This is a genomic window from Paracoccus ravus (genome assembly GCF_004522175.1).
Taxonomy (GTDB): domain Bacteria; phylum Pseudomonadota; class Alphaproteobacteria; order Rhodobacterales; family Rhodobacteraceae; genus Paracoccus; species Paracoccus ravus.
On record NZ_SDEB01000032.1, the window covers coordinates 17,001 to 32,444 of the forward strand.

General features: G+C 63.4%; 13 protein-coding genes and 1 pseudogene. 8 read left to right on the forward strand and 6 right to left on the reverse strand.

What is annotated here, in order from left to right:
* Nucleotides 1–174: 174 nt before the first annotated feature.
* The 8 genes from ESZ60_RS18090 to ESZ60_RS18125 all read left to right on the forward strand — a co-directional run bounded on the left by ESZ60_RS18090 (nt 175) and on the right by ESZ60_RS18125 (nt 8,308).
* Nucleotides 175–891, forward strand: coding sequence for a transporter substrate-binding domain-containing protein (locus tag ESZ60_RS18090; protein WP_134682110.1), 717 nt, complete (start codon nt 175–177; stop codon nt 889–891).
* Nucleotides 892–1,043: 152 nt separating this feature from the next.
* Nucleotides 1,044–2,015, forward strand: coding sequence for a Bug family tripartite tricarboxylate transporter substrate binding protein (locus ESZ60_RS18095; RefSeq protein ID WP_134682111.1), 972 nt, complete (start codon nt 1,044–1,046; stop codon nt 2,013–2,015).
* Nucleotides 2,016–2,064: 49 nt separating this feature from the next.
* Nucleotides 2,065–2,535 (forward strand): tripartite tricarboxylate transporter TctB family protein, encoded by a 471-nt coding sequence (locus tag ESZ60_RS18100; RefSeq protein ID WP_134682112.1) that lies wholly within the window; start codon nt 2,065–2,067, stop codon nt 2,533–2,535.
* A 10-nt stretch (nt 2,536–2,545) separates the two neighbouring features.
* Nucleotides 2,546–4,045, forward strand: a complete 1,500-nt coding sequence (locus ESZ60_RS18105; protein WP_134682113.1) for a tripartite tricarboxylate transporter permease — start codon at nt 2,546–2,548, stop codon at nt 4,043–4,045.
* Between the two features lie 92 nt (nt 4,046–4,137).
* On the forward strand, nt 4,138–5,010 hold the full coding sequence (locus ESZ60_RS18110) for a GntR family transcriptional regulator (RefSeq protein WP_134682114.1): 873 nt from the start codon (nt 4,138–4,140) through the stop codon (nt 5,008–5,010).
* A gap of 54 nt (nt 5,011–5,064) precedes the next feature.
* Nucleotides 5,065–7,623: an aconitate hydratase AcnA gene (locus tag ESZ60_RS18115; RefSeq protein WP_134682115.1), complete on the forward strand. Its 2,559-nt coding sequence runs from the start codon at nt 5,065–5,067 to the stop codon at nt 7,621–7,623.
* The gene (locus tag ESZ60_RS18120; protein WP_134682116.1) at nt 7,623–7,898 is read left to right on the forward strand and encodes a transporter substrate-binding domain-containing protein; all 276 of its coding nucleotides are present in this window, start codon (nt 7,623–7,625) and stop codon (nt 7,896–7,898) included. The genes ESZ60_RS18115 and ESZ60_RS18120 overlap by 1 nt, the downstream gene beginning before the upstream one ends.
* Before the next feature lie 50 nt (nt 7,899–7,948).
* Nucleotides 7,949–8,308: an ATP-binding cassette domain-containing protein gene (locus ESZ60_RS18125; RefSeq protein ID WP_425331334.1), complete on the forward strand. Its 360-nt coding sequence runs from the start codon at nt 7,949–7,951 to the stop codon at nt 8,306–8,308.
* A gap of 174 nt (nt 8,309–8,482) precedes the next feature.
* Here the strand turns inward: ESZ60_RS18125 and ESZ60_RS18130 are convergent, their stop codons facing one another.
* The 6 genes and pseudogenes from ESZ60_RS18130 to ESZ60_RS18155 form a co-directional block, all read right to left on the reverse strand.
* Nucleotides 8,483–10,015: an amidohydrolase family protein gene (locus ESZ60_RS18130; RefSeq protein WP_245155772.1), complete on the reverse strand. Its 1,533-nt coding sequence runs from the start codon at nt 10,013–10,015 to the stop codon at nt 8,483–8,485.
* 39 nt (nt 10,016–10,054) lie between these two features.
* Nucleotides 10,055–11,596: an amidohydrolase family protein gene (locus tag ESZ60_RS18135; RefSeq protein ID WP_134682118.1), complete on the reverse strand. Its 1,542-nt coding sequence runs from the start codon at nt 11,594–11,596 to the stop codon at nt 10,055–10,057.
* Nucleotides 11,593–12,375: an ABC transporter ATP-binding protein gene (locus tag ESZ60_RS18140; protein ID WP_134682119.1), complete on the reverse strand. Its 783-nt coding sequence runs from the start codon at nt 12,373–12,375 to the stop codon at nt 11,593–11,595. The genes ESZ60_RS18135 and ESZ60_RS18140 overlap by 4 nt, the downstream gene beginning before the upstream one ends.
* Before the next feature lie 3 nt (nt 12,376–12,378).
* Complete coding sequence (locus ESZ60_RS18145; RefSeq protein WP_134682120.1) at nt 12,379–13,284, reverse strand: ABC transporter permease; 906 nt, start codon at nt 13,282–13,284, stop codon at nt 12,379–12,381.
* Between the two features lie 15 nt (nt 13,285–13,299).
* The gene (locus tag ESZ60_RS18150; protein ID WP_134682121.1) at nt 13,300–14,358 is read right to left on the reverse strand and encodes an ABC transporter substrate-binding protein; all 1,059 of its coding nucleotides are present in this window, start codon (nt 14,356–14,358) and stop codon (nt 13,300–13,302) included.
* A 775-nt stretch (nt 14,359–15,133) separates the two neighbouring features.
* Nucleotides 15,134–15,444 (reverse strand): annotated as a pseudogene (locus ESZ60_RS18155) (hypothetical protein); the annotation flags it as partial.

Genomic DNA, 15,444 nt, shown 5'->3' on the forward strand with positions numbered 1-15,444 from the left:
AGTTCGTTGGACTGAGCGTAAATTAACGCCCTGTCAGGGATCACGGGACAAGGTCACTTGAAGAGACCGCAAAACTCGAGATCCTTCTGCAGGGTCAGCACACGCGCTGCTCGGCCAGAGCGACGTCGCGGAACTTGAACACCGATATGCGGCGCAGATGCGATAGGAGTCCCCATGTTTGAAATACTGGCCCCCACCGGCGCCATCCGGATTGCGCTGGCGGTCGGACCGACGAAGTCCGCAGTTTGGACCACCATCCCCGAAGGCAAGGACCGACCCGAGGGCGTCACCGTCGATCTGGCACATCGCATCGGTGAGATCACCGGCCTTCCGGTCGAACTGGTGCAACTGACCAGTTCGGCCCATATCATCCGTACCGCAAATGACGGGATCTGGGACCTCTCATTTACCCCGGTGGATGCAACGCGGCGCGAGATCGTCGATTTCGGCGAGGCCTTTCATCTGGGCGAAAGTAGTTATCTGGTACGCATGGACAGCCCGTTCCGTCGCGCCGAGGATCTGCACCGCAAGGGCGTGGTGATCATCGGCGTCGAAGGAACCGCGACTTTGCGCAGTGCCGAGAAGGCGGCAGGCGAGGCACAAATTTTCCGCGCCGAGAACCTGACCGATGCCTCCGCTGCGTTCCAGGCAGGGCAGGGGGATGCGCTGGCCCTTGGCCGGCTTGCGCTCGAGGATCTGGCGCGGCGACTGCCCGGTACGCGCATCACCGAGGGGAACTTCCACGTCGCGGAAACCGCCATCGCCGTTCCCAAGGGCAATCCCGAGGCACTGCGGCTGGCAAGCGACCTCGTCCGCCAGATGAAGGCGGATGGAACCGTCGCGGCCAGTTTCCACCGCCACGACATGCCGGATGCGGTGATCCCGGCCTGAGCTGGCACACTTCCCTGCGTTCTCCCGAGCCCGTCCCGAAAGGGTCGGGCGCAATCGCATGCGCCGGCGCAAAAACAATACGATTGCATTTTGTGATTTCATTGTTCATAAATGGCGGCAGTCGCACCCGTGCGATCCCAGGGAGGAAAATCATGACATATCTGCGTTCCGGGCTGGCTTCAGCCTGGCTGATGGCTGCTGCCGCAATCCTGCCCCTCTCTTCGGCCCATGCCGAAGATCTCGAGATTTCGATCATCGCCCCGGCGGGCGCGGGCGGCGGCTGGGATTCCGCCGCGCGCTCGCTGCAGGACGTGATGATGAAGACCGGCAACGCGCATAGCGTCCAGGTGATGAACGTCCCCGGCGCGGGCGGCACGGTCGGGCTCGCGCAATTCGTTCAGGGAGCCAAGGGCAGCCCCGACCAGATGCTGGTCGGTGGCATCACCATGGTCGGCGCGATCATCACCAACAAGGCGCCCTACAATCTGAGCAATGTCACCCCGATCGCGCGCCTGACCGGAGATCCGCTGGTCGTCGTGGTCCCGGCCTCGTCGCCCTACAAGACCATGGCGGACCTGATGGAGGGCATCAAGAAGGATGTTGCCCATACGATCTGGGCCGGCGGCTCGGCGGGCGGGGCGGATCATATCCTTGCCGCGCTGGTCACCCAGGCCGCAGGTGTCGATCCGGCCAAGGTGAACTATGTCGCCTATTCCGGCGGCGGCGAGTCCCTGGCGGCCATGTTGGGCGGTCAGGTCACGGCCGGGGTCTCGGGCTATGGCGAATGGCAGGGCCAGATCGAATCCGGCGACCTGCGGGCGCTGGCGATCTCCTATCCCGAGCCGATCGAGGGGATCGCGGCCCAGCCGCTGAAGGCGCAGGGCATCGATGTCGAGCTGGTGAACTGGCGCGGCATCTTCGCCGGTCCCGAACTCGCCGACGCGGACAAGGCCGTGCTGGAAACCGCCGTTCAGAAGACGGTTGAATCGCCGGAATGGAAGGAACTCATCAAGGCCAAGGGCTGGTCGGATTACTATGCCCCCTCTGCCGAGTTCACCAGCTTCATCGCCTCGGAAGATGCGCGCGTCCACGGCGTCCTGAAATCCATCGGCCTCGCCGAGTGACCTCTTGGGGGCTTGAGGCCCCCAACCCTTCATCGAGAGACGGGTAGCCATGTCCACATCACTCGCCAGCCGCCTGCACCGACCCACCCTGACCATCGGACTCGCGCTGATCGGGCTTGCGCTGATCACCTGGCGCGATGCCAGCAACATGAATATCCGCGCCAACTACGGCATGGGGGCCGATGCGGCGTCTTATTTCATCGCGGTCTTCCTTGCCGCATTGGGCATCGGGCATCTGCTTGCCGCCCTTCGCTGGGCCAGCGAGCCCGGAGAAAGCGATTGGAAAGCCGTGATCTGGGTCAGCCTCGGGCTCGTCAGCCTGATCGCCGCGCTCTGGTTCCAGCTTGGCTTCGTTCCCGGATCGACGCTGCTGTTCGCCTTCACGGCGCGTGCCTTCGGGCGCCGGGCGCTGGTCGTCGATCTGGTCCTGGGCTTTGTCCTCGCGACCGGGATCTTCCTTCTGTTCAACAAGCTTCTGACGCTGGCCCTGCCGATGGGCCCGTTCGAGCACCTGTTCTGAGAGGACCCGCATGGATTCGCTCATTCACCTGATGCACGGCTTCGGCACCGCGCTCGATCCCATGAACCTCGCCTTTGCCGCGATCGGCGTGTTGCTTGGCACGGCGGTCGGCGTGCTGCCCGGGATCGGTCCGGCCCTGACCGTCGCACTTCTGCTGCCGATCACCTTCAAGCTTGATCCCGGCGGCTCGCTGATCATGTTCGCGGGGATCTATTATGGCGGGATGTATGGCGGCTCGACCACCGCAATCCTGCTGAACACGCCCGGCGAAAGCGCCTCGGTCGTCACCGCGCTGGAGGGCAACCAGATGGCGCGGCGCGGTCGTGGCGGGCCGGCGCTGGCCACGGCGGCGATCGGTTCCTTCGTTGCGGCTCTGATCGCGACGGCGGGGCTCGCCTTCTTCGCGCCGATCCTCGTCAAGGTCGCGGTCAAGTTCGGGCCTTGGGATTATTTCGGGTTGATGCTGATTGCCTTCGTCACGGTCTCGGCCACCTTTGGCTCATCGCCCTTGCGCGGGCTGACCAGCCTCGGGATCGGGCTCTGGCTCGGGCTGATCGGCATCGACCAGCTGAGCGGCCAGACGCGCCTGTCCTTCGGCGTGCCTAATCTCTTGGACGGGATCGAGGTAACCACCCTCGCCGTCGGGCTCTTCGCACTTGGCGAGGCCCTGTTCGTCGCCTCGCGCCATCTTTTCAATGACGAGAAGCCGATGGCGATCAAGGGCTCGATCTGGATGTCGCGCGAGGATTGGAAGCGGTCCTGGAAGCCATGGCTGCGCGGTACCTTGGTCGGTTTCCCGATTGGCGCGCTGCCCGCGGGCGGGGCCGAGATCCCGACCTTCCTGAGCTACACGATGGAGCGCAAGCTCTCCACGAAGCCCGAGGAGTTCGGCCAGGGCGCGATCGAAGGCGTGGCCGGGCCAGAGGCCGCGAACAACGCCTCTGCCGCGGGGACCTTGGTGCCTCTTCTGACGCTGGGTCTGCCGACCTCGGCCACGGCGGCGGTCATGCTGGCGGGCTTCCAGCAATACAACCTGCAGCCGGGACCGTTGCTCTTCGTGCAGCATCCGGCGCTGGTCTGGGGCCTCGTCGCGTCGCTCTTCATTGCCAATGTCATGCTGCTGGTGCTGAACCTGCCGCTGGTCGGGCTCTGGGTGCGGCTCCTGAAGATCCCGCTGCCCTGGCTCTATGCCGGCATCCTGGTCTTTGCCTGCATGGGCACGATCGCGGCCAATCCATCGGTGGTCGAGTTGATGATGCTGGTCGGCTTCGGTTTCCTCGGCTTCCTGATGCGGCGCTATGACTATCCGATCGCACCGGTCGTGGTCGGCCTGATCCTTGGTCCGCTGGCCGACAGCCAGCTGCGCCGGGCGCTGCAGATGAGCCTTGGCGATCCGATGATCCTGCTGCAGCATCCCGGATCGGCCAGCATGATCGCCATCGCGACCCTGGCCCTGATCGCGCCCTTCCTGTTCAAGGGCCTGGCCAGGTTCAGGCAGGACGAGGACTAGATCGTCATCAAACCAATGGCGCGGCCCGACGGCCGCGCCTATTGCATGGCGCCGCCCCAGCCCGGATATTGCGGGCAGTTTCAGGAGATCCAATGGCACGCGCCAGCCTTTCCCCCCAGATCATGGCCCGGATCGTCGAACATGCGCGATCCCAGAACATGCAGGCCGGTCAGCACCTGCCGGCCCAGCTTTTGGCCGACAGTTTCAAGGTCTCGCGCCAGCCCATCGTCAGCGCCTTGAAGAAGCTCGAAGATATGGGCGTCGTGCAATCCGAGCCGAACCGGGGCTATTTCCTTGCCTGCAATGCCGACGAGATCCCCGAGATGGAGGCCGATGCGGCGGGCGATGACGAGGTCTATGACCGCATCGCCGCCGATCGCATGGCGAACCGACTGCCTTACAGGCTGAGCGAGAACGAGCTGATGCGGCTCTATGGCGTCGCCCGTGGACGCCTGTCGCGCGTGCTGCATCAGATCGCCGATGAGGGCTGGATCGAGCGTCTGCCCGGCAATGGCTGGGAGTTCCGCGAGATCCTGACCTCGCGCAAGGCCTATACCGATGCCTACCAGTTCCGCGCCGCGATCGAGATGCAGGCCCTGCTTCTGCCGAGTTTCCGCATCGACGAAGAGGGTTTCGCATTGGCCCGTCGCCATCAGCAGGAACTGCTGCAAAGTTTCGAAAGCGAGAGCCGGCAGAAGGTGTTCAGCACCAATGTCGAAATCCACGAGATGCTGATGACCTGCGCCAATAACGACTTCTTCCTCGATGCCGTGCGGCGCATCAACCGCGTCCGGCGGCTGATGGAATATTCGATCACCCATGACCGCTCGCGCCTGCCGCAGCAATGCCGCGAGCATCTGCAGATCCTCGACCTGATCGAGGAACGCGACATGCAGGCCGCCGCCACGTTCCTCTTCCGGCACATCCGCGAGGCAGGAAACATCAAGGCAGCGTTGATTGCATGATTGCATTTCATAATCGTGAAATGCTATTAACCTCCTGAACAGGGAGGAAGCCGCATGCCATTCATCACGACATTCCGGGATCGGCAGATCATCGACATGCCGGCTGCGGCGGGCAGCGATCTGCCCCGCATGCCGCATATCCATCGCCTGCTTCTGGAAAACGTGCTGCGGAACTCGGAGGCGCCCGAGGCCGCGCGGCAGGCGCTGTCCGGTTGGCTCGCGACCGGGCGCAGCGAGGCCGAGATCGCCTTCCTGCCCTCCCGCGTCCTCATGCATGACACGACCTGCGGCCCGGCTCTGGTCGATATCGCCGCCATGCGTTCTGCCCTGGCCGAAGCGGGGCACGATCCGCAACTGCTGAACCCGGTCCTGCCGGTCGATGTCTCGACCGACCATTCTCTGGCGGTCGATGCCTATGCCATGCCCGGTGCGATGGCGCGCAATCTCGAGAACGAATACCGCCGCAATGCCGAGCGCTACCGCTTCATGAAATGGGCGACGAACAGCCTGTCGAATTTCCGCGTGCATCCGCCGGGAACCGGGATCATGCACACGCTGAACCTCGAGCGCCTCGCGACGGTGGTGAGCGAACGCGACGGCTGGATCATGCCCGACACGCTGATCGGCACGGACAGCCATACCCCGATGATCAACGGAATCGGCGTGCTCGGCTGGGGCGTCGGCGGAATCGAGGCCGAAAGCGTCTTCTTCGGCATGCCCGTGATGCTGCGCGTGCCCGATGTCGTGGGCGTGCGCCTGACGGGACGGTTGCGCGAGGGGGTGACCGCGACCGATCTTGCCTTGACCGTCACCGAACGCCTGCGCCGCATCGATCTGGCCGACCGTTTCGTCGAATTTTTCGGCCCCGGCGTCTCGACGCTTTCCGCCGGAGATCGTGCGGTCATCGCCAACATGACGCCGGAATTCGGCGGCAATTCCGGTTTCTTCCCGGTCGATGCGGCGGTGATCGCTTATCTGCGCCAGACCGGGCGGACCGCAGAGCATTGCGACTTGGTCGAGGAGTATTGCCGCCGCCAGGGCCTTTGGTTCGATCCTGAGGAAGAGCCGGTCTTCACCGACCTCGTCGCGCTCGATCTCTCGGAGGTCGAGGTCAGCGTCGCCGGACCGCGTCGCCCGCAAGATCGCATCCCGGCCTCGGACACCGCCAAGGCCACGGCAGAGATGCGCGGTCATGCCCTTGTGTCCAGCCCCGCAGGTAAATCTCCCGATGGCGCTGTCGCCATCGCCGCGATCACCAGTTGCACCAATACCAGCGATCCGCGGCTGCTGGTCGCTGCGGGCCTCGTCGCGCGCAAGGCCCGCGCACTGGGGCTGAGGCCACCCGCGCATGTGAAGACCTCGATGGCCCCCGGATCGCCGACAGCGCAACGCTATCTGAGCCGCGCCGGCTTGCTCGAGGACCTCGAGGCGGTCGGCTTCGGCATCGTGGGCTATGGCTGTACCACCTGCATCGGCAATTCCGGCCCGCTGCCAGGATCCGCCGTCGAGGCCCAGGCCGAGGGGCGGCTGCAGGTCGCCGTGCTTTCCGGCAACCGCAATTTCCCCGGCCGGGTGCATCCCCAGCTCGAGGCCGGATTTCTCGCCTCGCCGCCACTGGTCGTGGCCTTCGCGCTCGCCGGTGATGTCGAGCGCGACATCCTGCGCGACGAGATCGCGCCGGGGGCACGCCTCGCCGATCTCTGGCCCAGCGGCGCGGAAATCGACGCGGCACTTGCACTGTCGCAGGATGAAGGGGATTTTGCCGCAGCCTATGACCTGGCCGAGGCAAGCGAGATCTGGCGCGAACTTGAGGCACCGGACAGCGCGCTGTTCCCCTGGGATCCGGCCTCGACCTATATCCGCCGGCCACCCTTCGCGGATTTTGCCACGCCCCGCGCCAACCGGATCATGGCCAGCCCGATCCTGGTTCTGGGCGATGACATCACCACCGACCACATCTCGCCCGCAGGCGCGATCCCGCGCGTAAGCGAGGCCGCGGATTACCTGATCGCGGGCGGCGATCCGGCGGATGACCTGAATGTCTTTTCCTCGCGCCGGGGCAATTGGGAGGCGATGCGGCGCGGCCTCTTCACCAACAAATCGGTCAGGAACCTGCTTGCGCCCGACGTCCCGCCCGGAAGCACCGTCATGCCCGACGGATCGGTCCTGCCGCTCTGGCGCGCTGCCGAACGGTATCGCCAGGACGGCACCCCGGTGGTGATCGTTGCGGGCGAGCGCTACGGCATGGGTTCGTCGCGCGACTGGGCTGCCAAAGGCGCGGCATTGTTGGGAGCGCGCGCGGTGCTTGCTGTCGGTTTCGAGCGCATCCATCGTTCGAACCTGATCGGCATGGGGATCACGCCCCTGCGGCTGCCGGGAGGTGTCACACCGCAGAGCCTCGATCTCTCGGTTCAGGACCGGATCGAATTGGATCTTGACGCTGAACTGCTGTCTCCGCGTGCGTCGGTTCCTGTCCGCATCATCCGGGGGGATGGCAGCAGCGTGACGTTTGAAGCAACCGCTGCCATAGAAACCAGTCTTGAGACCGAGACCCTAGCCGATGGCGGCCTGATGCCCCTGATCGTGAAGCGCGTCGCGGTACGAACGTCTTGATGGTGGCCCGTCAGGATCAGCGCGGCTTATCGTTGCGCAAATCTCTGGCGCGGCTTTTCAGGGGGCCGAGCGCGGCGAGATGCTTGCGTATGTACGACAAAAAGTTCGACCTGCCGAGCCAGGTGCAGGGCATCGCCGTCTCCCCTGGCTCCGATGCGCTTCTCGAAAAGATCAACGCCTTCGTCGCTGAGGCCAAGTCGGACGGCATGCTCGACAAGCTGCATGAGAAATGGCTGGGCGGCCCTCTGCGCGAATTCGTGAAAATCGCCGAGTGACCCTTGCTGCCCGACCCGAAGAGGTCGGGCACCTTTCCCGGAGCCGAACCATGTCAGAACACGCCATCATCATCATCCGCGGCGTCAATAAGTATTACGGCGCGTTTCACGCCCTGGTGGACATCGACCTGACCGTCGAACCTGGCGAGAATGTCGCGAAAGTACGACAGGATGTCGGCATGGTCTTCCAGAACTTCAACCTGTTCCCGCACATGACGGTGCTCGAGAATTGCATCCTCGCGCCAATGAAGGCCCGCAAGATCCCGCGGGCCGAGGCCGAGGCGACCGCCCGGAAATTCCTCATGTCGCGCAGGGTTACCGCGGCGGTGGGGCTCTTGTGGCTGGACAGGTTGTCGAGGATGATGATGTCTCCGGCCCGGAGCGTCGGGTCCCGCTGGGTTTTGGTGTAGTGATCGAACATCTCGACATTCATCGCGCCGTCGGTGACCGTAACGGCATAAGGGCAGCCTTCGCGGCTGCCCTTGACCTTTGGCGGATACCGCCCGGCCGCGCGCTCATGGAGCGTTGCGGCATCAGGTCACCCCGCCGAGGCTCAACATCGCCTGTTATCGGCAAAGCAGGGATTACTCTGCGTTGATCAAAGGGCAGAGAGCGAGGCCGCGGTTCTTTTGGGGCTGGGCTTGCGGAATGCGACGTTCCATACCTACATCTTGCTGGCAGGCAAGGTCGTACATTTTTCGGTAATAGGGCAGGTATCGCGCCATTCTCTGGTCAGCTTCGTCCATGTCTTGGAGCCTACGTTCGAACAACGCGCTTGCTTCCGCCAGTAGAGCATTTTCATTGACCCGGGTCAGTCCTTTTCCGTCACGTATGACGTCACCCGCGACCATGGTCTGCAGCACCGAAGTTCCGTATTCACAATGAACGAGCTGCCGCGGCAGATCGTTCAGGGGAACGTAGGCGATAGCGCCGAGGTCGATGAGATTAAGGTCGGCAGGCGCTCCTATTTCGATCCTGCCCAGTCGCGGTTCGCGCATGGCATGACCGCCGCCAGTCGTCGCCGCACGCAAGATCTCTCGCGGATTGGGCCAAAGTTCGTAGTCCCAGTCCGTGATGCAGTGGATCAGCGCTGCGGTCTTCATCACCGACCACATGTTGACGGCGTCGTCGGCGATTGCCTCGTCCACGCCAAGGCAGATCGGGATATTCCGATCCTGCATCGCGCGCCAGCGCATCACGCCGCTGCCCAGCCGCAGGTTCGACACGGGGTTATGCGCCACCGTGGCACCGCTTTCCGCCAGAAGATCAAGATCCGTGTCGTCTACCCAGATCGCGTGGATCACGTTCATCCGCTCGGACAGCATTCCCAGATCGGCGGTATATTGCACCAGCGACCGCCCGTTCAAATGTTCGCGCCCGAAGACACGCTGCAACTTCGTTTCGAGCATATGGGCGTAGAATGGCAGGTCATGGTCGCGGCTCAATTGGTCCAGCGCCCCGAGATATTCCGGACTGACCCGCTGTGGCGCCGAGCAGGACACGGCCGCCTTGATCCGTCCGCCCGCCGCCCCGTGCCAACGGGAGATCAGGTGATCATATAGACCCAGCAGTTCATTCCGCGACGTGGGCGAGGGCTGGCCCAACTCGCGGCGCAGGTCCGTGGGGAGCAGATCGCGTAGATAGGGCAGCTTTTCCAGCTCGCTGACCTCGGGTTGGTCAAGTGCAAGGCGAACCCGCATGCCGCTGTCGACATAGGCCTGCGCCACGGCGTCGACGATCTCTGGCTCGGGTCTGGGCACAAAGAAGCAGTCGTCTTGAACCGAGGTGGTGCCGCATTTGAGCATCTCGATGCAGCCCAGCATCGTGCGCAGATAGGCCTCGCGCGGAGTGGGGCGCAGCACGTCGAGTTCCGGGCATTCGTATAGCATGAAGACTTCAAGCGGCAGCGAGGGCAGCCGCCCCTTCATGTGGTTCACCGCCGAATGGAAATGGCCGTTGATAAGGCCGGGCATCAGCAGGTTCGCGTTCCCTTCGATTACCCTTGCACCATCAGGATTGCCAAGGCCCTCGCCGATGGCGGCAATCCTGCCATCGGCAATGCTGACGTCACGGGGCGGTGTCATGCCCTCTGGCCGGTCAAGGTCCAACAGGCGCACATTGCGGAATATCGTTGTCATGATGGTTTCCTGTCCGCGTCAGACGCGGGACGAGCCTTGCTGAAAGGGGATGCGGGAAGTGCCCGCCGGGATGTAGCCGTCGTAGAACTTTTCGACCGCGCCAAAGACTTGCCCACGCAGCCAGCGTGTTTCCTGCTCTGCCGCGTCGCGGGGCTTTGCCATCGTCTCGGCGATCTGGGCAAGGACGGTGTTGCGGTCGATTCGCGTAAAGCGCCCGTTGCGATAGATTACCTCGCCATCGACCATGACAGCATGAACATCCTTGGTCTTGGCGCGGTGGACCAAGGCGTCCAGAGGCGCGATGTCCGGATCCTGATAGGGCCAGGTAGCCGACGCATAGTCCAGCACCACCGCGTCGAAGCGCCGGCCCGGATCAAGTCGCCCGATCTCGGCCCCGAATGCCGTGGTCATCGCGCCATGTTCCGAGGCCATGCGCAGCACCTGAACCGGTGAGGGCACGGCGGAATGATCCATGCCGGGAACGCGATGCACGGTCAGGACCATGCGCATTTCCTGCAGCATGTCGCGGTCGTCGTTGATCCCGGCCTCGTCGATGCCCATGCCGACGACCATGCCGCGCCGCTGCAACTCCATCAGCGGCAGCACACCTGAACGCAGACGGAAATTCGACGAGCAGTTGTGGCAGATGCAGGTGCCGGTGCCTGCGCAGATCTCGATATCTTCCTCGGTCATCCAGACGCCGTGGCCAAGGGTCAGTTGCGGACCCAGCAAGCCCAGCTTTTCAAGGTGTCTGACGGCAGTTGTTCCAGTGCGACGGCGGGCATATTCCTTTTGATAGGCAGTCTCCAGCAGATGCATGTGCATCGGCACGCCCTCGGCGTCGGATTTCTCTTTCATCGCCAGCAACCCTTCATCCGTCATCCAGTGCAGGTTCGCGGGCGCAAGCTGGATGCGGGCGCGGGAATTGCGGTTCCCGGCCTTCAGCTCGTCGTAAAGCGTCATGAAATCGGCGAAGCTCATCTTTTGCCGGGCAAGATGTCCGGCCATCGCGCGGCCCGCATCAGCGGGCAGGCGGGCGCAGAAATCTTCGTCCGCCTCATAGACAAAGCGGTTCTGCTCGCGCACGGCATAGCAGTATGAGGCCCGCATCCCCACCGTCTCATAAGCGGAAAGCACGCCGCGCGCGGCCCCCAGGACCTCGTCCAGATCGCCCGTTGCCCAGCCCTGGATATGCTGGACCGTGGTGATCCCCGAGGAGATCATCTCAAAGGCCGAATAGAGCGTGTCGAGATAGGGGTCCAGCTTGCGCATCGAAAGACGCGCCGCGAACCACAGCTCAAGCGCATAGTCGGGTGCGCCAAGCTGCAGAGGGGTGAGGCCGATATGGTGGTGGCTGTTGACCAGCCCCGGCATGATTAGGTGATGCGGATAGTCGGTGACGGCGGCGTCGGGATAGGCGGCCTTGATCCCGGCTGTCGGACCCACCGCCAGCACGATCCCGTCGCGGCTCGCCAGCGCCGCATCCTCGTGGATGACGGGGGTGGTTTCATCCTGCGCGCCGGTGACGATCCAGCGCGCGGTTGTGATCTGGGTGGTCATGCGAGTTCCTGTTCCTTGAATGCCTTTTCGACCTCTTCGGCCAGCAGCGCTTCGCAGCGCCGGGCGAAATCGATCATTTCCGGGCTGCGCAGGTCGCGGGGCCGGGGCATGTCCAGCGTGATTTCGGCCTTGATGCGGCCGGGACGAGAGGTGAAGACGACGATGCGATCGGCCAGCGCCAGCGCCTCGTCGATGGAATGGGTAACAAGCAGGATCGACGCCTTTGAGCTTTCCCAGATGTCCAGCAGATGTTGCTGCATTCTTGCTCGGGTCTGGATGTCGAGCGCGGCGAAGGGCTCGTCCATCAGCAGCACGCGGGGCCGCATTGCCAGCGCGCGTGCCAGTGCCGCGCGCTGCCGCATCCCGCCCGAAAGTTCATGCGGGCGCTTGTCGCCGGAATTGGCAAGGCCGACCAGCTTCAGCAGCCGTTCCGCCGCCTCGGCGCGCTTGACCGGGGTATGGCCCGCAATCTTCAACCCGAAGGTCACGTTGTCCCGCACCGAGAGCCACGGGTATAGCGACGCCTCCTGAAAGATCAGGCCGCGGTCGGGCGAGGGTTCGGTGATCTCGATCCCGTCGAAGCTCGCCGAGCCCGAGGTCGCCTTTTCCAGCCCCGCAACGATATAGAGCAGCGAGCTTTTCCCGCAGCCCGAGGGACCGAGCAATACCACGAACTCGCCCGGTGCGACATCCAGCGTCAGGTTGCTGACCGCAGGTACGGGGTTCAGCCCGTCGGCATTCCAGATTTTAGATACATTCTTGATCGACAAACCGAGCATGGATCAAAGACCTCCTGCATTTCCCGGACCGACCCACCACAGTACTTTCCGCTGGATCAGGCGCAGCGCCTGATCGAACAGAAAGCCAGTGATGCCGATCAGCGTCATGGTGAAAAAGACGAGACTGGCGTTGAACGTGTTGCGGGCCATCATCGTGACCTGCCCAAGACCCGAGCCGACGCCGACGGCCTCGGCGATCAGGACGACCATCCACGCGCCGAACAGGTTCATCCGCAGCGTGACGAAAAGCGCGGGCAGGATCGCGGGCAGGATGACATGGCGATAGATCTGCCGTTTCGAGCAGCCCATGATCTGGGCAAGCTGGATGTAGTTCCGGGGCACATTGTCGATCAGCGACAGCGTGGCCAGCGTCATCACGAAATAGATCGCGATGAAGACCAGAAAGATCGCGGGCGGGTTGCCGATGCCAAAGACAAAGACCGCGACCGGAATCCACGCGACCGGAGAGATCGGGGCCAGCATGGTCACCAGCGGCAGGCTGAGCTTGCCGAAGATGCGGAAGTATCGGATGGCAAGCCCGGTTGCCAGCGACAGGACAAAGCCCAGGATCAGCCCGGTCGTGACGCGCAGCGCGGTCCAGCCGATCACGCCAAGGACGGACCAGATCGACCCACCCTCTCCCAATGCCCCCGCCCGCGCGCCGCTGGGGTCAAAGAAGCGGAATTGATCGGGCAGGTTCGCCAGAAAGATATGCGGTGGTGGCAGCAGCAGCGGATTAGCCCATCCCCGCCACCACGCGAACTCCCACGCGCCGACGAAAAGCGCAAGCGAGGCCAGCGACCATAGCAGCGGTTCAGCCATGCGCATCAGCGCGCCGGGGTTTCTGGGCTTTTGCTGCATGTTCCGGCCCACCCCGTCCTGCCGCGTTTCCACGGTTCCATCGGTCATGAGAGTTTCCCCTTGTCAGGCGGTCTTGAGCTTCAGCGAACCGTAGAGATCGGCGTTTTCCGCGATCACCTCGGACAGCAGCGTCCAGTCCAGCGCCTCCGGAGGCAGCAGGTTGCGGACATAGCCCATGTTCTTCATCGACTGCGAACGGTCGGCAAAGAAGCGGTCATTGTTGCGCTGGTCGATCTTGACGGGCTGTCTCGACTGCGCCAGCGTCAGCGCCTCGAGCGAGGATTTGTAATAGGTCCCCGCCGTGTCGGCGAGTGCCTTGGCGACATCCTGTTCCGATTGCTGTTGCGCCGTCAGCATGCCCTTGATCACGGCTTTGACCGCGGCCGGGTTCTCCTCCAGCAACGGCGTGCGGGCCGCCAGAACGCAATCCGCATAGCCCTTGCCGTAAAGGTCGATCCCGTCGCTGAGGATGGTGGCACCCGCGCGTTGCTCAAGGCATTGCGTGGCATAGGGTTCGATATGGCAGACCGCGTCGATCGCGCCATTGATGAACGCGGCGGCAAGTTCGGGGGAGGTGTTGAAGTATTTCACGTCGACGTCGGCAAAGGCCACGCCGTCCTTGGCCAGATAGTCATAGGCCAGGACTTCCAGCGTATCGGCCTGGAAGGTGCCGATCGACTTGCCCTTGAGGTCGGCGGCGGATTTGATGCCCTCGGCCCCGATCAGGATGCAGCCTTCGACACCCGCGCCAGCGACCATCTTCACGGGCGCGCCGGCATCGACGAGGGTGATGAAGTTCGAATAGGGGATGACCGAGATGTCGACCATGCCCGCACCGAACAGGGTCACGACGTCCGTCGTCGTGGGCGTCACCACAAAATCCAACTCGACCCCGTCGGCTTCGGTCAGGTGGCGTTCCTTGGCCAGAAAGATGCCAAGGTTGCACAGGCCCGCGCCATGGGTCGCCTTGATCGTCGTCAGCCCGGCGGCGGCCGCCTGTCCGGGCGCCATCAGGCCTGCCGGAATGGCAAGGCTGGCCACTGCGGCCGCGCCACCCTTCAGGAAGCCGCGGCGGCTTGCCTGCATGATGCTGTGATAGCCATTTCCACATCTGTCGCACATCGCGAACCTCACTGTTGGAGCGTGACGATGTGGCGGGCGTCTTTGTGTCGGACGCACCTTGCCAAATCGTCAATGACACTTGGCACGCCAACCAGAAGAAGAGAGAAACACCGCCAGATGGCCGGGTGTCTCATTCGGGCGGAGTTGCCCTCCCTGCGCTGTCCCTATGGCTAGCGCGCTTCGCTCGGCAAAAAAAATTGCAAATGGACGCTCGCAGCCAAACTTTCACGCTTGCTCACGCAGCAGTCTTGCACTGCGCAAAATAACGGCAAACCGCTGTGCCGCAGTCGTGTCTGGGCGGCCCTCGATGCATGAGGCTTAAAGGCGGTGCCATCTGCCGAAAGAAGTCTGGCGCCAGCGCTCGATCTTGCGCTGGTCAGAGAGCGACAGGCGAGAAAACCTATCGTTCACCTCTGCCATCCTTTCCTCGCTCAACCCAGGTCGAGCATAAAAGTCGCATCCATAAATAGCACTGCGTGGCTACAAGACGTGTTGCATCACTCAGAGTTGTCCCGTTTCTGGCCATTCAGAAAGGTAACCTGGCGCGGCATCAGCGGGCAGCCGGGCATGGCGGACATCTCCGCCATCGCAACCGTCGGTGGCAATCCCAGGCCTCACGAGCGCTGATCATCACCCATCCCACGCCCGTTCTCCGACTTTGGCTCAGATGCTTCAGGCGGAAAACTGTGACATTCCTGAAATGCCAACGTGAGACAATTTAGCGTTGCGGTGTGGGCTCTATTCCGAATGCACCAGTCTCGCGGGGTAGGGCTCATCATGGTGTCTCCAGCCTGGAAAGCTCATCTCGGAAAGCCTCGGCGGGTGTGCGGTAGCCGAGGCATTTGCGAGGCGTGGCGTTGAGGCGGCGACAAATCAACCTCATTGATATGTTCAACTCGTCGAGGGCGCGGCCGAATTGCGTCATGCCATGGCCGCTGCGCGCCTCGGCGCGGGTCACCCGGCACACAGAATGCTTGTCCGAGTAGAAGGCGACGGGCCGGCCATGTTCCTGCAAATAGCCTTCCAGTGCCTCGAAATAGCTGAAGGTCGTTTCCGAGGCGACGAAGCGCATCTGCATCAGCCGGC